The organism is Brevibacillus parabrevis (genome assembly GCF_022701015.1).
Lineage (GTDB): Bacteria > Bacillota > Bacilli > Brevibacillales > Brevibacillaceae > Brevibacillus > Brevibacillus parabrevis.
Genome location: NZ_CP064090.1, coordinates 2,149,648 through 2,168,881, shown reverse-complemented (window position 1 = coordinate 2,168,881; position 19,234 = coordinate 2,149,648). Strand labels below are relative to the sequence as shown.

The 19,234-nt window shown below is 50.3% G+C and carries 18 protein-coding genes, 2 pseudogenes and 1 CRISPR repeat array; of the genes and pseudogenes, 1 reads left to right on the top strand and 19 read right to left on the bottom strand.

Translation table 11 applies throughout. From position 1 onward, the window contains the following. Positions 1–14: 14 nt before the first annotated feature. The 6 genes from IRJ17_RS10385 to IRJ17_RS10360 all read right to left on the bottom strand — a co-directional run bounded on the left by IRJ17_RS10385 (position 15) and on the right by IRJ17_RS10360 (position 6,023). A complete protein-coding gene (locus IRJ17_RS10385; RefSeq protein WP_242774547.1) occupies positions 15–1,187 on the bottom strand; it encodes an ATP-grasp domain-containing protein in 1,173 nt (390 codons plus the stop codon). Further along, positions 1,177–2,205, bottom strand: a complete 1,029-nt coding sequence (locus IRJ17_RS10380; protein WP_233454145.1) for a beta-ketoacyl-ACP synthase III — start codon at positions 2,203–2,205, stop codon at positions 1,177–1,179. The genes IRJ17_RS10385 and IRJ17_RS10380 overlap by 11 nt, the downstream gene beginning before the upstream one ends. Positions 2,206–2,325: 120 nt before the next feature. Next, complete coding sequence (locus IRJ17_RS10375; protein WP_122964623.1) at positions 2,326–2,826, bottom strand: hypothetical protein; 501 nt, start codon at positions 2,824–2,826, stop codon at positions 2,326–2,328. Positions 2,827–2,877: 51 nt separating this feature from the next. Next, the gene (locus IRJ17_RS10370; RefSeq protein WP_122964622.1) at positions 2,878–3,579 is read right to left on the bottom strand and encodes a response regulator transcription factor; all 702 of its coding nucleotides are present in this window, start codon (positions 3,577–3,579) and stop codon (positions 2,878–2,880) included. Then, positions 3,557–5,047, bottom strand: a complete 1,491-nt coding sequence (locus IRJ17_RS10365; protein WP_242774545.1) for a sensor histidine kinase — start codon at positions 5,045–5,047, stop codon at positions 3,557–3,559. The genes IRJ17_RS10370 and IRJ17_RS10365 overlap by 23 nt, the downstream gene beginning before the upstream one ends. Positions 5,048–5,120: 73 nt before the next feature. After that, positions 5,121–6,023, bottom strand: a complete 903-nt coding sequence (locus IRJ17_RS10360; RefSeq protein ID WP_242774543.1) for a hypothetical protein — start codon at positions 6,021–6,023, stop codon at positions 5,121–5,123. A 216-nt stretch (positions 6,024–6,239) separates the two neighbouring features. On the opposite strand from IRJ17_RS10360, the gene IRJ17_RS10355 reads away from it, so the two are divergent. Then, a complete protein-coding gene (locus IRJ17_RS10355; protein ID WP_122964619.1) occupies positions 6,240–7,118 on the top strand; it encodes a proline iminopeptidase-family hydrolase in 879 nt (292 codons plus the stop codon). Between the two features lie 77 nt (positions 7,119–7,195). Here the strand turns inward: IRJ17_RS10355 and IRJ17_RS10350 are convergent. The 13 genes and pseudogenes from IRJ17_RS10350 to IRJ17_RS10290 all read right to left on the bottom strand — a co-directional run. Next, positions 7,196–7,471: pseudogene (locus IRJ17_RS10350) on the bottom strand (iron chelate uptake ABC transporter family permease subunit); the annotation flags it as partial. A gap of 253 nt (positions 7,472–7,724) precedes the next feature. Beyond that, positions 7,725–7,958: a hypothetical protein gene (locus tag IRJ17_RS10345; protein ID WP_242774541.1), complete on the bottom strand. Its 234-nt coding sequence runs from the start codon at positions 7,956–7,958 to the stop codon at positions 7,725–7,727. Between the two features lie 585 nt (positions 7,959–8,543). Continuing rightward, positions 8,544–9,041 carry a hypothetical protein gene (locus IRJ17_RS10340; RefSeq protein WP_217022270.1) on the bottom strand — a complete coding sequence of 166 codons (498 nt, stop codon included), beginning with the start codon at positions 9,039–9,041 and terminating at the stop codon, positions 8,544–8,546. Positions 9,042–9,064: 23 nt separating this feature from the next. Then, positions 9,065–9,466: a hypothetical protein gene (locus IRJ17_RS10335; protein WP_122964616.1), complete on the bottom strand. Its 402-nt coding sequence runs from the start codon at positions 9,464–9,466 to the stop codon at positions 9,065–9,067. A 27-nt stretch (positions 9,467–9,493) separates the two neighbouring features. Continuing rightward, on the bottom strand, positions 9,494–9,925 hold the full coding sequence (locus tag IRJ17_RS10330; RefSeq protein WP_063229941.1) for a hypothetical protein: 432 nt from the start codon (positions 9,923–9,925) through the stop codon (positions 9,494–9,496). A gap of 460 nt (positions 9,926–10,385) precedes the next feature. Next, a CRISPR array of direct repeats spans positions 10,386–11,381; the repeat unit is 37 nt; unit sequence GTTTCAGTCCCCTAACTTCTCGGGTCTCCAATGTAAC. Between the two features lie 440 nt (positions 11,382–11,821). Next, positions 11,822–12,007 (bottom strand): hypothetical protein, encoded by a 186-nt coding sequence (locus tag IRJ17_RS10325; protein ID WP_242774539.1) that lies wholly within the window; start codon positions 12,005–12,007, stop codon positions 11,822–11,824. A 125-nt stretch (positions 12,008–12,132) separates the two neighbouring features. Next, positions 12,133–14,193 carry a penicillin-binding transpeptidase domain-containing protein gene (locus IRJ17_RS10320; protein ID WP_242774537.1) on the bottom strand — a complete coding sequence of 687 codons (2,061 nt, stop codon included), beginning with the start codon at positions 14,191–14,193 and terminating at the stop codon, positions 12,133–12,135. Positions 14,194–14,360: 167 nt separating this feature from the next. Further along, positions 14,361–15,053: an FHA domain-containing protein gene (locus IRJ17_RS10315; protein ID WP_217022269.1), complete on the bottom strand. Its 693-nt coding sequence runs from the start codon at positions 15,051–15,053 to the stop codon at positions 14,361–14,363. A 185-nt stretch (positions 15,054–15,238) separates the two neighbouring features. After that, positions 15,239–16,066: pseudogene (locus IRJ17_RS10310) on the bottom strand (amidase domain-containing protein). 384 nt (positions 16,067–16,450) lie between these two features. Continuing rightward, positions 16,451–16,792, bottom strand: coding sequence for a hypothetical protein (locus tag IRJ17_RS10305; RefSeq protein WP_242774535.1), 342 nt, complete (start codon positions 16,790–16,792; stop codon positions 16,451–16,453). Between the two features lie 435 nt (positions 16,793–17,227). Beyond that, positions 17,228–17,557, bottom strand: coding sequence for a cupin domain-containing protein (locus tag IRJ17_RS10300; RefSeq protein ID WP_122964612.1), 330 nt, complete (start codon positions 17,555–17,557; stop codon positions 17,228–17,230). Between the two features lie 116 nt (positions 17,558–17,673). Further along, complete coding sequence (locus tag IRJ17_RS10295; RefSeq protein ID WP_122964750.1) at positions 17,674–17,973, bottom strand: DUF2277 domain-containing protein; 300 nt, start codon at positions 17,971–17,973, stop codon at positions 17,674–17,676. A gap of 128 nt (positions 17,974–18,101) precedes the next feature. Continuing rightward, on the bottom strand, positions 18,102–19,088 hold the full coding sequence (locus IRJ17_RS10290; protein WP_122964611.1) for an ABC transporter substrate-binding protein: 987 nt from the start codon (positions 19,086–19,088) through the stop codon (positions 18,102–18,104). Between the last annotated feature and the right edge of the window lie 146 nt (positions 19,089–19,234).

Below are 19,234 nucleotides of genomic sequence, written 5' to 3'. Positions count from 1 at the left end.
CCAAAGAAACCCGCTCAGCGCGGCACTTCCCCGTTCCATTCGATATCGCTCGTACTGCATGCGAGCATGCTTGTTTTCGTGCTCACGCTTTGCCAGGCCAGATCGCCGAGCATGGCAAACTGGTCAAAAAACGGGCGCAGATCGTCCAGGCGAAAGAGCACATCCCGCGCGCCGGACAGGTCGCGCGCCCACCTTTTCCAACCCGACCAGCCCTTGACATTTGCCAGTCCGTAGCTCAGCATGGCAAGGCCAAGCATATAGGATCGTCCTGTCTCTGGCACGAGCACCTCTTTTCCACCTGCAAAAAAGGCATCCGCCACCTGTTGCTCCGCAAACAGATGAATCCCGCTCGTCAGCCGCGGATTGCATTCGAGCACATACAGTTCGCCTGCATCGCTCTCGATCAGGTCAAAAGCGATCTGCCCGTTGAACTTGTGCCTGCGGACAAACCGCGTGACAAAATCGTATACTCCGCCATGTCCGGCAGAGGCAAAATGAATCGTCGCCCCTTGCCCGGCCGTGTGCACCGTCTCATAGTCCGCGTACAGCGCAAGCTCTCCTTCATGGGCGACCGCGTAGCTGCACAGCTGGCGTCCTGCGATGAACTGCTGGACGAGCCACGGCTGAGCGGCAGACGGGACAGGAAGCCTGGACAACTCCACCCTGGACAGATCGCGGATGATCTGGACATGGGCGGCGAAGCGGGAGTAGACAGGCTTCAGCACGATCGGGCCACTCGCTTGGCGAATCGCTTCGTCCCGCTCGTGCGCAGATTCCACCCGAATCGTATGCGGAACTTTCGCCCCCGCTGCCTGTGCCTGTTCCTGAAACAGCCATTTGTCATGCAAAGCGCGCAGCACAGGAAGCGGCTCCACCAGCACGGCGCCATATGCCCGCAACCGCTCGCGGCCATGCGCGACGTAAAAAATTTCCTCGCAAGTCGGAACGAGCAGGTCGACGCGCTCCTTTTGCATGATCTGGCACAGCTCGGCGATATAGGCATCCGTCTTCGTCCGGGGTGGCGGAACGCGATAGGAGCGGGCTACATAGCGCGAATGAGCGCACAGGTGCCGCCCCGCGCTTTCCGCTACAACGACGCGGTGTCCGCCCGCGTGAAACAGCCGGGCCAGCTCCAGCGTGGCAGGTGCCCTCCCTCCTGTCAAAAGGACCGTCCGCTCAGTATTCAAGCACAATCCCTCCGAGCGACAACCCGGCGGAAGTACCGAGCAAAAGCAGGCAGTCTCCCCTCGCTACCCGCTTCTGGCTGATCGCCTCGTGCAAAGCCATCGGGATCGAAGCGGCAATGACGTTGCCGTGGTCTGCCATGATATCGACCATTTGCTGCTCCATAAAGCCGAGCTTCGTTCTCATGATGCGCAGCGCCATCCCGCTCGCCTGGTGGGGAATGACGGCCTGCAGCTGCTTTTTGCTCACGGACGCTTTCGCGAGCAAGCTGTCGACAAAGCCGGTAATCAACTGCGAGGTCAAACGAAAAATTTTGCGTCCGTCCATGTCAAAAGCGAAGTCATCCTCGTGTCCGTTCGCATAGTGGCGCGGGTGCACCATCGTTCCGCCGCCGCGAATTTCCGAATAGTGCGCTCCTTCGCTGTAGGTTTGCATCGCTGAGCTTATAATGCGGGACGACTCGCCTTCCGGTGTCTGCCCCACGACGACCGCTGCCGCGCCATCGCCAAACAGCACGCAGCTTTCTTTTTGCTTCCAGTTCAGTCCCATCGAAGCGATCTCCGTCGAGACGATCAGCACGCGCTTGTATACACCCGCAGCCATCGCGCAAGACATGACATCAAGCGCAGTCACGAAGCTCAGGCAAGTCGAATTGATGTCAAAGCAAGGAATCCCGGTACGGGAAAGCCCCAGCTCTTCCTGGATCAAGGCCGCTGTGCACGGAATTTCTTGCTGCGCCGTTCCGCTCGCACAGACGATGCAGTCAAGCTCCTGCAACGAGACTCCTGCCGCTTCCGCCGCGCGTTTGGCGGCAATCGCCCCCATCTGCGCGGCTGTTTCCGTTGTAACATAATGGCGAATCCGAACCCCGGATTTTTTTTCGGTCCATCCTGTAGCCAGCCCGAGCTGTTCATCCAGCTCTGCCGCTGTCACGACTCGCGCGGGCAAGTATTTTCCCGTGCCCAGCAATTTTACTCTTCTCTCCATGGTCTGGTTCTCCCTCGATTGTCTGTCTCTCACACTGTATGCTGTCACTGACACCCATTTTACGCAAAAGAATGGCAGCTTGTGGAGGGCATACGCAAAAAAGACTACCTTTCGCCTACGCAAAAGATAGTCTACTGTTACAAAGACGTATGTTCAGCTTTTTCGTTTCCCCCACGGCTTGAACACCGACAAAAGAAACAACAGAATCAGCGAAAGCAGCTGCAAGACAATCCCGATCCAGAGCTTTTCGCTGTTGACGATAAACGCGGGATTGCCCATCGCTTCCAACCCTTGCGCCCAGGCCAGGCTGACCGCTGGCAACGTCCAGACGTACATGGCGACGGGGCCGAGCAGGATCGTGACGAGCGTCAGCACTTCTTTGGCGATGAGCCAGTAATAGCGAAACAGCCCCCAATGCGTCCAGACGGAAAGCAGCACGCCTGTGACGATCGTGCCGATGGTCGACGCGCGCACGCTTGTTTTCGCCAAGGTGTGCATCGCGGTGTAACAGGCGGCAAATACCCCGGCATCGTCCGTATTCGCCGCCACGATGCTCAAAACGAGAAACAGAACCGCTCCGCCCAGCATAATCGCTGAAAAGAGCAAATGCAGGAGCAGCAGCCACTTCTTCCCTTTCATGCCCAGCTTGTACATGCCTTCACCTCTTTTGAGCCTCTGTGAGCCGCCGCAGCTACATAGCTACACCTACAGTTGAAAACGGTACCCGACTCCCCAAACCGTTTCGATATACTGCGGCTTCGTCGGGTCGATCTCGATTTTTTCGCGCAGCTTGCTGATGTGCACGGTCACGGTAGCAATATCGCCAAGGGAATCCAGTCCCCAAATTTTCTCGAACAAATCGTTTTTGCTGAACACCCAGTTCGGATGCGTCGCCAAAAACAGCAGCAGCTCATATTCTTTCGACGTAAAGGCAACTTCTTGTCCACGGACGTACACCTTGCGGGCGAGCTTGTCGATCCGCAAGCCGCGCATGCGAATTTCGTCCTGCGGCGCTCGCTGGCTCTGGGAACCATCGGAAACGAGGCGGTCGTAGCGGGCCAGGTGCGCTTTTACTCTCGCCACCAGTTCGCCCAGGCTGAACGGTTTGCTAATATGATCATCCGCGCCAAGCCCCAAGCCGCGGATCTTGTCGATGTCCTCTTTTTTGGCGGAGACGAGCAGGATCGGGATGTTTTTCGCTTCACGCACCTCGCGCAAAATGGCAAAGCCGTCTACCACAGGCAGCATCAAGTCGAGAATGATCAGATCGTATGGCTCTGTCAGCGCTTTTTGCAAGCCGACCTCTCCCGAATGGGCGACCTCGACTGTATAGCCGTTTGCTTCCAGGTAGTCTTTTTCCACCTCTGCGATTACCGTGTCGTCCTCAACGATCAATATGTGCTTCATCCGCTCCACCTTCCGTCCCTTTTTGCAGCGGCAAGGAAAAACAGATGTCCGTTCCGCTGCCGACCTCGCTGCGCGCCCAGACGCGTCCTCCGTGCCCTTCTACCAATTGCTTGACGATCGCAAGTCCCAGTCCGCTGCCGCCCGTTGTCGTGTTGCGCGCAGGGTCCGCCCGGTAAAAGCGGTCAAAAATGTGCGGCATCGCTTCCTCCGCAATACCCGCTCCATTGTCGGCAATCGTCACAATAACTTCGTCTGCTGTCCGCTCCACTCGCACGTCGATTTGTTTCAGTGGTTTGTCCATGTATTTCATGCTGTTGTCGATCATGTTCATCAGCACCCGATGCAGCTTTTCCCGATCTGCCATCACGGCAAGCGGGCCGCCCTCTGTCCCCGCGACGTTCAGCCGTACGTCAGACATACCAGGCTCCAGACGCAGCGCCTGCACCCAATCGGTCAGGTAGGCCCGAATATTGACCGGCTCCAGATGAAAAGGCAGACGGTTCAAGTCCAGCCGCGAGTACAAAAGCAGCTCGTCGATGAGCCGATCCATTTGCGCGGATTTGCTGGCGATCATCCGCATGTATTTCTCCCGTTTCGGCTGCGTATCGGCAATTCCGTCCAGCACAGCCTCCACGCACGCCTTGATTCCGGTAATCGGCGTCTTCAAATCGTGCGAGATGCTCGCAATCAGCTCTTTGCGGCTTTCCTCGTATTGTAGCTGCATGCGGATCGAGTCGTACAACCGGACGCGCATCTCCTCAAAAGCCTCGCCCAGCTCGCCCAGCTCATCTTTTCGCCCGAGTTGCACAGGCCGCTCCAGATGGCCCTCCTTGATCTCGTGAGCCGCCTGTTTGAGCGCGTACAGCGGACGGATGATGCTCTTGGACACCAAATACGTCAAAATCCCGTTCGTCAGCCCGATAATGACGAGGAAGCTGACGATCATGAGCGCAAAGAAAGAGATTCCTGACGAAAACAAGGAGCTGTCGTCAGCCAGAAAATAAAGAGTGCCCTGACTCTTGTCGGCGAAGGAAAACGCATACGTCCTGGCGACATGCCTGTCGCTTTCCCATGGCGGCCACTGGCGCGGGCGTTCTTCAACCGCAGCGAACTGCATGTATTTCGGCAAATCGGCCTGAGCCAGGGAAGAAGAAGCGAACAGCACCGCTCCCTCTTTCGCCAATATGAATGCTCCGCCAAACGGGCGTAGTTGCTCATCCGTTTCGGTCAGCAGCTTGTTGTCCAGCAACCGCTCCGCATCGTGCTGCGCCAAAAAGGCCACTCCTGCAAACAGCTCGTCTCGTCTGTCCATGTTTTGCCGAAACAGCGGTTTCCCCGGTGCTTTTTCGCGCGGGAATGACTCTCCCCAAAAAACCGCCACCAGAGTCGAGGCGACCAGTCCAAAACAGACCACCGGAACGACGATCATGGCGATATAAGACAACCAAAGCCTCGTTTTGATTGACATGGTTCCTCTCCTCCGATGCGCATAATTGCTGTCATTATACTACAGCGCCTGGCAAAAGACGCACGCCCCTGCCTTAGTGCCGCCAGCCGCCTTTTGCCCAGTGGCTGCGCATCTCTTCGCGAGTCACTTTCTCCACTTGTTTCCCCGTCAAATCCACGCGCTCGGGAGTGGTCGCTGCCAAATCCGACAAGTGGACGTCCACAGTCAGTTGCAGCGTATGCACGACGCCGGAAGCGTCCGTCCCGACCAGCTCCACCTTGGCTGTTTGCTGCTCGATCTGGTTTTGCTCGTTGATCGTCGCGTTCAGCACGACTTGCTCCAGATGCACGTCTTCCTGCAAAGCGGGCAGCTCCAGCGCGAGTCCTTTTTCGGCTTCACCCGCCCTCGCTTCCTGGCTGCGTTCAACGATTTTCGCGTACATGATCGGGCCTAGCATTTTGGCGAACACAGGCATTTGCTCCTCGTCGAGCTTCAAGGATACTCGTTTCCCGCCATCCGGCAAGTTTTCCATCGTCGTCCATTTCTCCATGCTTCCGAACAATGTTTTGTGCACCTGCTCGATCATGGCGCTGCTCATAGCGTGCTGATCCTGCTCAGGCTGTTGTTGTTGCCAATCCATTGCCTCCATGACGCGATACAGATCGCGATCCCCTTTTTTAAAAACCATTTGAGTCGGCTCGCGAAATGCTTGAAAGCTTCCTTCGCCGTTCGCATCGACATACGTGCCATCCACGCTGCCCAGCTTCTGCTCATGATCGACTTTGGCCACCCCGTCGACTGCAAAAAGCTTCGTCTGGTTGTCTGTCAACTCCAGGTGAGCGTGCGCAGTCAAGCTCCCTGCTTCTTTCGTCTGCTTTAACGCCGATTTGTACGACTCCAGTGCGCCGTTGTCCGCTTGCGCCGAAACGCTCATCCCCCACGTCGCTACCCCGCCGATTCCGACCGCCAATGCCACCGCCAGCCATTTTTTTCGCACCAGTCATCCCTCCAGTTTCATGTAGAAAGCAGCCTCACTTTCTCTACTAGCGATGATAAAGCGGAAGCCTAAACGCGTTCTAAACGAAATCTAAAAAAAGTGTAAAATCATGCGCTTGGCGCACGCACACAGCTACTCACGCAAAAATCTTCTAAAAATGGTATATTGGTAAAAAGAATTGGATCAACAAGAGTGACAAGTGGAGGATGAAAAACGATGAACAAGCAGGAAGGCTACATCGAAGTTCCTGGCGGAAAAGTATGGTACAACCGCGTCGGCACAGGCAATCACACTCCGCTGATCGTGTTGCACGGCGGGCCTGGCAACACGCACGACCCGCTCCAGTCTGCATTGCACGTGCTTGGCGACGAGCGTCCCGTTATTTTTTACGACCAGCTCGGCTCGGGCAACTCGGACAGACCGACCGACTCCTCGCTGTGGAAAACGGAGCGCTTTGTAGAAGAGCTGGCCTGCATTCGACAGGCGCTTGATTTGACCGAGGTTCATATTCTCGGCCATTCGTGGGGAACGATGCTGGCTGCGGCTTATTTGATTGACGCTAAGCCTGCGGGCGTTGCGAGCGTGATTTTCTCCAGTCCTTGCCTCCGTGCCCAGCTCTGGAAAGAAGACGCTGATCGGCTGATCGCCCAACTGCCGGAAGACGTCCAGCAGACGATTGCCCGGCACGAACAGCAAGGAACGACGGATTCCAAAGAGTATCAGGACGCGATGAAACAATACTACGCGCGCCACGTTTGCCGCATGGAGCCGTTGCCAGAAGTCATGACGCAAAGCCGTGCGAAAGCCAACAAAGACGTGTACATGACGATGTGGGGGCCGTCCGAGTTTTGCCCGACAGGCAATCTCAAGACGTTTGATTACACGCCGAAGCTGCATGAAATCGCGATTCCTGCCCTGTTTGTGTGCGGTCGCTACGACGAGGCGACCCCGGAAGCAACAAGCTACTACCAGTCGCTCGTGCCAAACGCCGGGCTGCATGTGTTGGAGCACAGCTCCCATCTCGGCTATTTGGAAGAAACAGACGAATACGTACAGACCGTCCGCGCGTTTTTGCGCCAAGCGGACAAGCGATAATCCCGGTTGACTCGATATGGAAAACACAAGAAGCCCCGTCTCGTAGCAGTGTGCAAGACAGGGCTTTTTGTGTTTGTTTACCAGCTTCTGCTTTTTTCTTTGCCGATCAAGTAAAGGAAGTACGGCGCACCGATTACAGCCGTCACGATGCCCACCGGAACCTCAAGCGGAGGCAGCAGCCATCTGCCCAGTCCGTCCGCTGCAACCAGCAAAATGGCCCCGAGCAGGGCAGCTACAGGAAGCAGCAAAATGCGCTTGCCCCCGACCAGCCTGCCAGCCATGTGCGGAGCAAGCAAGCCGACAAATCCGATCGAACCGACAACCGCGACACAAGCTCCGGCCAGCGCTTTGCTCCACTTCCCGCAAGCGGCTGGCTGGCAACTCTAGCAGCACCTTTGCCCGGTCGATCCGCAAACGGGTTATATAGTCGGAAAAGCTCACACCTTTGAGCGTCTTGAACATGCGCGAATGCATCCAGACTTTTGTGCAGTTCCTCCATCAAATCCAAAACCTGCGAATGGCTGCGCACGTGAAACGACTTTTCCAGCGGGAAATCGGCTGTTCCCTGGAGAAAAATCCGCTCCGTCCCGGACGATGCTGCCTCCGTCAAAAAGCAAACTCGATCAAAAAGACCTCCAGCTGCTTGCCCGCTTGCGCGCAAATGGAGGTGTCCGTCCACGGCCTGAGAAAAACGACATCGCCCGCCTCCACAGCCTGTTCGGTCGCATTGCTTGTCAGCGTACCTTTGTGACTTTTGACAAACCCGATGCGCTGGCAGGAAGAAGCCGGAAGCGAATGCGGCTCCTGGTGAGCACATGTGACAAGCGATACGCTCTGCACGGAAAAATCATCTGCCGGAACTGTCGATAAACCTCGTCAGCATGCAACGTTGGCCCCTCCTCTCCTGTATCCCTTTTAGCTATCCACTATTATAGCTCGTCTGCCGTGCCCCCGCGCATCAGGGAGCGGGGATGGAAAACAAAGGAGGCCGTAAAAAGCGTAAAGGCTCTCTCGACGGGTCGAAGGGTTAAACTGATTGATTGATTGATTGATTGTCTGCGATTTCCGGATTTTCGGTCGTACTTTTTATTTGCTGTATGGATGGTTTTTTAGGGGTGACATAGTTTGACCTGTTTGTTGCTGTTTCAGGGATGCTTCATGATTCAATGGTATGTCTGTCTTTTCTCTCTATGCAGCCGCACGGATTCTAGCATGAACTTGTCAGGTTAGCTTCTAAAGGCTGGGCTTTTTTTCAACAAAAATACACCCCTTAGGTTGCATCGGATCTACCAGGAGGTTTAATCCAATGTCTATTTTAGGAGGTGCACTTCATTGACCGATAGTTGGTCAGCGCTTTTTGCTTAGCCGCTTTTTTGTATTTATTTTGCAAAAGGACAAGAATGGTATTGCGGGTTTTAATTGCTCTTATTTTACCTCTTCGAAGTCTATGATTTTTCCCTCACTTTTTTCCGTGCTAATTTCATTCCAGCCCTCTTTATCTGTGCCTATATTTTTTGCGCCAACAGTTCGTTTAGTATCAGAGCCTTCATTATTCTTGCTATACTTATGCAAGATATTTGTACCATCCGCTTGTTTTTCCAAAATGTACATCTCATTGTTCTCTTCATCCATATAAATACTTGGCACTACATCACCGTTTGCTTGCTCAAGCATGATATTCATTACTATTTTAGCAATCCCCTTATACTCTTCACTTTTTAAAACCTCTTTGTGATCCAGCTTTTTCAAGTCGTCCAGATTAATGTCAAAGCTGCTTGCAATGTCATTGTCAACCTTTTCTTTAAACTCTGCAATTCTTTGTTTTACAATCACCATGTCATCTTGCTTGCTTGCATTTGCATAACCGATAACGGAAAACGCTAAAGCTAATGCAATTCCACTAAATAAAACCGATTTTTTCATGGTAATATCTCCTTTTCACTATATTAAGGCATCCAAATCGCATCATCGTATGAGTGATTTTCTTCTGTCAATTTATCTTCCTTTTTTGCATATTCTTCATGAAAGCTGCTTATTTCCCAATACCCTTTCTTCGTAGGATTAACTACTTTCCTTTCTCCTGTTTGTTTGACCTTATATGAATTATAATTGGTTGCTCTTTCTGTCTCACCTTGCTTCTTTGCATTGAAATAGATAGTAGACTGCACCGTAATTTTTGCACACTTGACATCAGATTCAGTGATAGCGGTAAATCCCGCCGTATGTTTTGTAGATGTTTCAGACGCTATATAAACGTCCGATGAAAATTCTGTCATTTCAGCATAAACTGTAGCTGCTGAGAACACAGTAAATGCCAGCAATCCTATAGATAGAATACTTTTAACCATACTCTCCCCCATAGCTATGCATCATCTTTACTTTACGTTAAATTCCTGTTCTTCATAATTAATACCGCTATCTGTTGTCCCATCGGTATAGTAAACATCCCCGCTGGCGGCTACCTCCCATATCGCTTTTCCATATTCCTCCTGATTACTAATCTTTGCTTTCAAAGATTTAACATAGGAATCTTCTGTTGTTTTTGAGGAAACTTTCTTCCCGTTTCTAGTAATAATAGCAAAGGAAATGATTTGCTTAATATCACTAGATTTTACTCTAGAGGAGATATCACGCGTAATACCATACGAAGATATTACATAATGTTTTTCTCCCCCTGCCGTAGACAGATTTCCACTGATTGACGCTTCTGATTGTGCTATCCCCATCGGAGTAGCTGCGAATGCAGTAGTGATTGTCGCCAGAACAACGCAAGAAGTAATAAAACTTGCTACAAGCTTTCTATTCAACAATACCCCTCGCTAAAAATATTTTGAAATTTTTTGCATATTAGTCTTTAATTTTTCTATTTTCAACATTTTTTCCATTTATGTTTAAGGCTTCATTAGTAAGACGATGTAGCTTGTATTTTGTTACAATCCCCACAAAAAAACTGCACACAACCGTCCATATTGAAAACGGTTTATGTGCAGCAAGTCTCTCGTGCAGCTTTTTTCGCGTCTTTTATAAGTTTTTCCATTTTTTCCATCTTTTCCATCAAATCTACTTTCTCTAGCATCTTTTGTTGTCGGAGCATCGCGAGCAGGCAAGGCCAGCTTAGTTACAGTCTTCTGTTTTTTCGGATTTGTAATATAACGAGATAACCAAATACGAACAAAAATGCAAGAGCCTTAGTTTCAATTCCGCTTGCTTTTCGGGTCTTCGATGTAACGAGATCCTGGAAAAAATGAAGCGTTATCCAGGCGATGAGTTTCAGTCCCCTAACTTTTCGGGTCTTCAATGTAACATGTCGTCAAGTTTAATCAGCGAAGCCAGCTTATATGGTTTCAGTCCCCTAACTTTTCGGGTCTTCAATGTAACTGGCCACAATGTCCGCTGTTTTCTGCCAAGCAACAACCGTTTCAGTCCCCTAACTTCTCGGGTCTCCAATGTAACCAGGAACAGCATTTCCTAACGACTTCCCGTTTTGCCGTTTCAGTCCCCTAACTTCTCGGGTCTCCAATGTAACCTTTTGAAATGCGAGCAGGTCCACCAACGCTTCTGGAGTTTCAGTCCCCTAACTTCTCGGGTCTCCAATGTAACTTGAAGATAAGAGGGTTCGCTTCTCTTTGGAAATTGAGTTTCAGTCCCCTAACTTCTCGGGTCTCCAATGTAACAACGTTGGCGTCTGCCATGGTCGTCCTAGTCTTCATTGTTTCAGTCCCCTAACTTCTCGGGTCTCCAATGTAACCGCATATCGGACGTGCAGTCGCGTTGCGCCGAGCGTTGTTTCAGTCCCCTAACTTCTCGGGTCTCCAATGTAACAGGGACCGCGAACCATGTTTCGGTTTCTTAAAACGGAGTTTCAGTCCCCTAACTTCTCGGGTCTCCAATGTAACGATTTGGTTATGAGAGAGATGCGTCGGATTGAACGTCGTTTCAGTCCCCTAACTTCTCGGGTCTCCAATGTAACCAATTCCTACGCCTGTCGGTGTCTTTTTATTTTCAAGTTTCAGTCCCCTAACTTCTCGGGTCTCCAATGTAACAGTAAAGGTTGTCAAGCACCTCAATAGAGTTGCCCAGTTTCAGTCCCCTAACTTCTCGGGTCTCCAATGTAACTCTTTCAGCTCGACAAAATCGCGGTACTTTGTTTGTGTTTCAGTCCCCTAACTTCTCGGGTCTCCAATGTAACTCGACGCCAAGCGAACCCGAGCCAGAACCGACAGACTGTTTCAGTCCCCTAACTTCTCGGGTCTCCAATGTAACCGACTTTGACTACCATGCTTAACCTCAATAACGCCAAGGCTTTCCTCATACTCACTGCCAACAAGAACCCGCTCTTTTTTCGAGGATTCACTTCTCGTCAAAAATCACGCCCTATCCTCGAAAATCGGCTGTACGCATCTTGTTCATTTCTTTTTCCTCGCTAAAAGCTAACCATTCGCCCTCATACTTATAATAAAACATTATCCCCCATCTCATCTATCCATTTCTTTACACGATCCAGCACCCAAACAACTTTTCATCCACAAACGCAAATATCTTTCAACCGCCACTTCCTTCATCCAACTCCCCAAACAAATCACTCTCCTTTAATACGGCAAGTCCGCTCCCGTACAAATCCCCCTGCGTGAACAGACCACTTCATTCCATTCCGCTACAATCCCACAAAAAAACTGCACACAACCGTCCATACTGAAAACGGCTCATGTGCAGCAAGTCCCTCGCTCAGTTGCACTCGCGTTCCCTACGAGTTTCTCCAGCTTTTCCACCAGCTCCACGCTTGCGGCTTTCTCCAGCGTCTTTTGCTGTCGGAACACCGCGAGCGAGGCAAACAAAAACCCGCTTTCTGCACGGACGGCTCCGTGACGATTCCCCAAGCAGCCGTACACGCAGCCAATCTCATCTGCTTTTCACCCTCTACTCGCCTGCTCATTGCTCCCACCGCTCCTCTGTCCTTTTCTCTCTGCTTCTATCCTAGCGAAACTAGCGAAACGAAACGCTTGCTCTATGCTGCTTACGCCCCCACGCCCTGCAACAGCTTGGAAAAAATCCGCTTGATTCGCGCATCGAGCACATGGCTGCCGCCGCGGCCTCTGACGTCCTCGACCATCATCGTGACCAGCAGGCGCGGATCATCCACATTGAACACCGCGTACCAACCGTTTTCCTGTCCTTGCTCGCCCTTTTTTTGCTTCAATTCTGCGGTGCCGGTCTTGCCCGCCATGCGGATGCCCGGCACGCGCGCTCCCCGGCCTGTGCCGCGGGGGTCTTCCATCACCTGCACAAGATCGTCCCTGACGATGGCTGCCACTTGGGGCGGAATCGCTTCACGCTTCCAATACCGCTCTTTTTGCTCGCCCTGAAGCAGCGACGGGTACACGATGTTTCCCTCGTTGACAAAAGCGCTGTACACGAGCGCCAAGTGAAGCGGCGTCATTGTCACCTCGCCCTGCCCATAGCCCGAGTCTGCCAACTGGATCTCGTTTCTCATGCCGTTGTTGGCAAGCCGGGACGGATCGAGCGGATACGGGATCGGCACCGCCTCGTCAAAGCCAAGCTGCTTTCCCTGTGCCACGAACGGCTCCTCCCCGATGGACAGCGCCGCCTTGGCAAAATAAATATTGTCCGAGTAGACGAGTGCTTTTTTCAGGTCGACGGGCGCTCCGTAGTCACTCACCCGTGTCACTTCGTATGCGCCCCAGGAGGCGTCCTTTTGCCAATGCAGTCCTTTGACCGAAACAGTATCGGCTGGCGTAATCGCTCCAGTCGCAAGTCCCATTGCCGCGGTAAGCGGCTTGAAGGTAGACCCTGGCGCAAAGCCGCGGGCAAAGCGATTCAGCAAAGGCTTGCCCGGATCGTCATTGAGCTTTTTCCACTCTTCTGTCGACATGCCGAGCACAAATGCGTTTGGATCATACGAAGGCGAGCTGACCAGCGCCAAAACTTCTCCCGTCGCGGGCGAAATCGCTGCGGCTGTCCCAGCATCCTGCTTGAACTCGCTGTAAATCGTTTGCTGAACAGTAGCGTCGATCGTCAGGGCGAGTGGCTGCCCGTTTTTGGCGGGTTGCTCCGCCACGATTTTTTTCACCGTCCCGTCTGCACCGACAATCGCGATCCGGCCGCCGGATTCCCCGCGCAATTGCTGTTCAAAAAGCTGTTCCAGCCCCGCCTTGCCGATGATATCCGAGGCGCGGTAGCCCATGTCTTTGCGCTTTTCGTACTCCTCCTGGCTAATCGCACCCGTGTAGCCGACCAAATGAGCCGCCGCAGCCTGATACGGGTAGTACCTGACCTGCTTTTTCTGCAAAACGATGCTCGCGGTTTGTTGCAAAGTTTGCAGGCGTGCATCATCCTCCGGCAAAGTTGCGATGCGGACAAACGAGCCAGACTTCCCCGCATTGGCACTCACCACACTCATCAGGTTTGCCAGCGGTATTTGCAACAGCTTGCTGACTTGTGTCCTCCCGGCTGGAGGCGTTTTGCTCCATTCATCTGGACGAATCCCGACATCGACCACGATCCGGCTCGTAGCCAGCCTGCGTCCGGCCCGGTCCAATATTTCTCCCCGCTTCGGATACAGCGTGTTGGCGCGCACCTTATCCCCCTCCTGCATGCCGGGAAATAAAAAGGAAGGATTCCAATGGATGTACCAATCTTTTTTGTCGTTTTGCGTCTCTTTGATCAAGGTTGCTTTTCCTGTAAACGAAATCGGTTCGACGAATGTGTCCAGCTTGATCTGGTAATGGAAGTTGATTTTCCCATCCTCAGTCGGGACGACATCTCCGTTGTAAAGCGGCTCGACGAGGATCGGTTTGGCTTCGATCCCGCCGTAAATGTTCTCGTATCGTGAAACGAACTCGTCTTTTGTCACCTTTGCCTTTGTATCCAGTGAAAGCTGTTCGTACATATGTGCAAACTGCTGATTTTTCCAATTCGTCGTATAAGCGGTAAACGCCGCCTTCGCCATTTCCCCGTCCGTTTTCGGCCCTTCCTTCCAATAGTCCCAAAAAAGGAAGACAAATCCCGAAAGAATTACGAGAAAGACACTCCAAAAACATATCCAAGCCTTTTTCACCAGTTCCTCACCTTCCCTTTCCCACGATAAACCAGCCGGATTAGAGAATAAATGGAAGAAAACTGATGAAATCATCAGATCACACTCACAAACAAATGATAAGTGTCAGACAATTCAACAGGAAAAAGCGCATGGAAAAAAGGAGACCACTGGCTCGTCTCCCTTGTTCAATCTTCCCACATATAGCCGAAGCGAGGAATCGTGGTGACCTTTTCCCCGTACTTGCCCAGCCGTTTGCGCAAACGGTACACGAGCGCATTGATTTCGGCGCGTCCCACATCCGGCACGCTATTGTCTGTGTAAATCATTCTTTCCGGCCAGATCGACACCATGATTTCCTCATAGCTGACTGCCTGATTGGCCCGTTGATACAAAAGCATCAGCAAATCCATATCTTTTCCTGTCAAATGAATCCTCGCACCATCCAGGCGAATCTCGCGCCGCTCCAGGTTGATGACCAATCCTGTCGTGGAAACAGTCGAAACCATCGATTGCACCAGCGGAAAAGAAAATTCCCTGGTCACGTCCAACTCACTGCCCTCCGCAAAAAAGACCAGCTCGACGACTCCTTTGGCAAGGCTGATCAGATCGCCGTGAAATAACGGCTGCGGCGCTTGGCGGACGCTCTGCCCGTTGACTTCTGTTCCATGCTTGCTGTCCAGATCGGAAATCGTATAGCTATTGCCGATCTTGCGGATCACGGCATGCCGTCTCGACACGTATGGGCTGGAAAAAGCGATGTCAGGCGCAAGTTGGCTCCCTCTCCGTCCAATGGTGTACTCATCCTGACGAAGAAACTGGCGTTTTTGCACAAGCTCCGGATCGCCTTTTTTGATCAGGACATAGACGCCGTCTTCCAACGTTCATCACCTCAAAAAAGAGTTGCAGCTATCCGTATTAATTACATACCAAAATACCGGAAAGTCAACCCTTTTTTCGCCTATAGTACAAAGCCGCAGGGCATGAATAGTATCAACCACTCGCAAACCCGTCTCTTAATCATAGGAGACGGGTTTTTCTATCCAGTTAAAACTAACTCAACCTCTTACTCATGGATATCAATTAATCTGTAATCACACTCATCGTACTTTGAAACAAAATAATCCCAAGCGACATTTTTTCTATTGGAAGAATGATAAGAGACAAGGGGAATATCGTATCGACCATTATTTGTGAGTTTAGTTACGATGGCAGTGTGGTTCCAGTCTCCATCGCTATCGATGTCGTATTGAACTACATCTCCTAGACTAAGCTCACTTGCGTAATCCAAATCTGACCCGAAGATCGTATACGAGTTTGTAGCTACTTCGTAGAAATCATCGACATTAATCCAACTGTTAGAGACGTCCTATCTATCACGATAATACCATTTTTTATAGTTACCTGATGTAGTACCTCTTTCGGGAATCCCACCATAATTCAGTGCTTGAGAAACAAAGTTTGTGCAATCGTTGTTCCAGGTGTAGTAATTAGGATTTGGATTTAAAGCATACTCCAAGGCATAATCAGCAGCTTCCGATCCATCGTAAGAATATGAAGCTAGGGCAGCACCTTCTGGAGCTTCAATCGATAGTTGTTTTTTTGTATTTTGTTTTTTCATTTTAGCCTTAAAATCTTTCCCCTTCTTGATTACATCCTCACTACTTAAATCTGTTTCAAGGGTGTCAGAAGACATTTTTACAATTTCAAAATCATTTGACGTTTCATTTGAGTCATTGACAAGGCTATTCTTATTCAATGATGCAGCAGGCTTATTAAGCACCACCTTCACATCATCTGCAAAACCAGACTCAATCGAGTTATTTACAACAAATTCTTGGATCAGGTAAATATGTACCTCATAGTTATCCTTGTTTTCAGTTATACCTTTCATATCATAAGACGTTTCGTAATTTGTTATTGTAAAATTTTGAACATCGTTAATATATCGAAAATAAATGGCTGTTTCATCTATTTTATCAAACGGTAGACTGCTAAAATCTCCATTATTAATTGCTTCTTCTCTTTTTTTGAGGAAGTTATCAATCGCTTCTCGAAGTCCTGGTGTAATCTGTTTTTCGTTAACTTCTGCTTTTGCAGCGAAAGCTTGAGGTGGAGCAACACTGAATCCTAAACTTAAGGACAATGCGGCAAATACTGCAAATTTTGCTTTTTTCACAAAAACCACTCCCAATTTTCCATTTATTTGAATGAACAAATCGACTTCATATTACATTTATATGGAAAATATTACAATATTCGTTTTCTAATTAGTAGGCTATTTAGCTGTATAAGTATATCTCTCTTTGATTACTTTCCATTCCAGATCTTCGTATACAAGAACATATTCATAGTGATTTACGCGATTTTTACCTTCACTTGTAATAACATTTTTATTCACATCGATATAATACTTACCTTCAGCAAATTGGACATTGGTATGATTTTCAGCACCTTCATCTGCCAGTTCATTTAATTGTTTGTTGTGCTTATTGATTAATTCTTTAACTGTAAGAAGCGCGCCCATATTTCCAGGTAAGTCTTTGATTTGAAAAAAAATCGTTAAAGCAATTGAAACGAGAGCAACAGCAATAATCCATTTCCTAGTTTTATTCAACATTCTTCATTCACCTCATTTTCAAGTCCTAATGTATGGGTTTGATCACATTCAAATACCATAATATAATGCATTTTCAATAAATTGGAAGTTGCGTACAGACACATATTTCTCAGTAAACATTCTTTTGTAAAATTTTTTTCTATAAAGAGTGAGGGCGGGCGACATTTTGTCTAGGATCGTTTGTTTCATTCAAAAAAAGAATAAAAACTAAAAATTATGAACATGAATGCCAAAAGGGCACCCTGTATAAAGACTACAGCGCACCATAAAGGCTCATATTTAAAAACCAGTTAATATTCGGACTAAAACTATTTTTGCTCCTGCTTTCAATGACTACTCAACTCGTATAATCGTAGTTTTTTCGCCGCCGCTTGGTCCCGACAATGACAGCTATCTCGTTCACGCCATCTATCTTTCATGCTTGCTTGCAATCTATCACGAACAACGCTTGAGCGCCGCCAGCTGTTTCGGCTCGATCACCAACAGATGGCAAACTCCGTTGGGCACGAACCATTTGTACGCCGTTCCTTTTGGTATGACGAGCAATTCGCCAGCCTCGATCCAAATATTGCGCTCATGGGACATCAATAGCAATCTTCCGTTTACGACGAGAATCATTTCGTCCTTGTGGTCGTGCTGCTGCCAGGGATATTCTCCCGAAAGCTGCTCCAGCTTGATCGCCGAATCGTTCAGCTCCCCTACGACCGTTGAACGTAAAGACTGTTGTATCCACGAAAATTGTTCTGTCAGATTTATCTTCTCCATGATGGATCTCTCCCCTTTGTCCCCAAGATAATACAAAAGACGAGGAGGGAAAATAGAAACGATCTGATAGAGTTATGATAAACAAAATCACAAAACGATGATAAGCGGCAAAAAATTCAATCAACAGAGTCAGCCGATTGGGATTGGGGCGTGCCGAATCGTTTGGCATTTCTTGCGCGGGCGCGTTCGATTTCCGTCTCGCGGTTGCGCGGCTCGGCGTTTGTCACCAATGAATCGAGCAAAGTCTGGGCGACTGCTGTTACCTCTTTGACCGCCCGCTGAAACGCCTCTTCGTTTGCTTTGGAGGGCGTGTTGAAGCCCGAGAGCTTTCTCACAAACTGCAGCGCGGCTGCCTGAACCTCATCTTCGGTAGCGGGAGGGGAGAAATTGAACAAGGTTTTAATATTTCGGCACATGGCGATCTCCTTTGGCAGAATGTCTTTTTCGCTCATCATACAACATACACAGTGAAGTCGGTCAAGCGCCGCCTATGAAAAAAACGGACGCCTGAAAAGCATCCGTTTTTTGCTCGTGCCCGCTTTTGCTATTTTTGGTTCTTTTGCAAAATATCTGCCGCTACCTGCTCGATCATCGCCTTTTTCCCGAGGGCAAAAAACGCTTCGTTGTAGCTCTGTTTTGTAGTGACGCGGTACACCTTGCCGTTTTTCTTCGCCTTCATATTGTTCCAGATCGCGGTATCTTCCAGCACATTGTGCTCGGAATCGGCGAGCAGCACGATATGGTCGGGATTGAGCGTCGACAGTCCCTCCAGGTCCGTCTCCTTGCCTCCCCACGGATCTGGCTCCGGTATTCCCGCCGCTTTCGGCAGCTTCAAGTCGGAGAAAATCATGTCAGCCAGCCCGGTTTTCGCGTAGAGGCGAATCCCTTTTTGCGTCGCTTCGATCACTGCGAACGATTCCTCTTTGGTAGTTGCCACAATCTGATCGTGCAGCTGCTTCGCATGGTCATCGTACGCTTTCAGCCATTCGTCCATCTGCTGTTTTTTCCCGAGCGTATTCGCCACAAAGTCGAACCGCTCGCGAAACGCGTTGAAACCGTAAGGCACGCGCACGGTCGGGGCAATTTTGTTCAACTGCTCGTAAATTTTTTCCTGGGCCGGACCCACGAGAATCAGATCGGGATTGGCTGCGGCGATCGCCTCGACACTTACCTCATTTTGAAACCAGCCCGCCACGGTCACGTCTTTTCCCAGCTCTTTTTGCAAAATCGGCGTCAAATCCATCGGGCTTTCATACTGGCTGTTCGCCGTCAGCACGGGACGAATGCCGAGCGCCAACAGCTCCTCAGTCGATCCAGATACGTCCGCGATTCTTTGCGGATTGGCCGGGATGGTTACTTCGCCTGCTGCATCCTTGACTGTCCGCGTTTCTGCTGTTTGCGCAGCCGGCTTATCTGCTGGCGCTTGTCCGCCTTGTCCTCCTGCACTGTTGTCAGCAGCTTGGCTGCATCCCCCTACAAGTAACGCCAAACCGAGCAATCCCGCGATCCAGCCGTGCTTTCTTTTTGCCATACCTTCCGTCAGCCTCCATCATCTGTGATAATAATTCTCAACAACTACGCTTGATCGTACCTTTGCCAGCTGTTTGCAACTACCGGACGAGGGCGAAAACTACGGTTGGCGGGATAATAGAAAAAAGCGAGAGACATCGCTCCCGC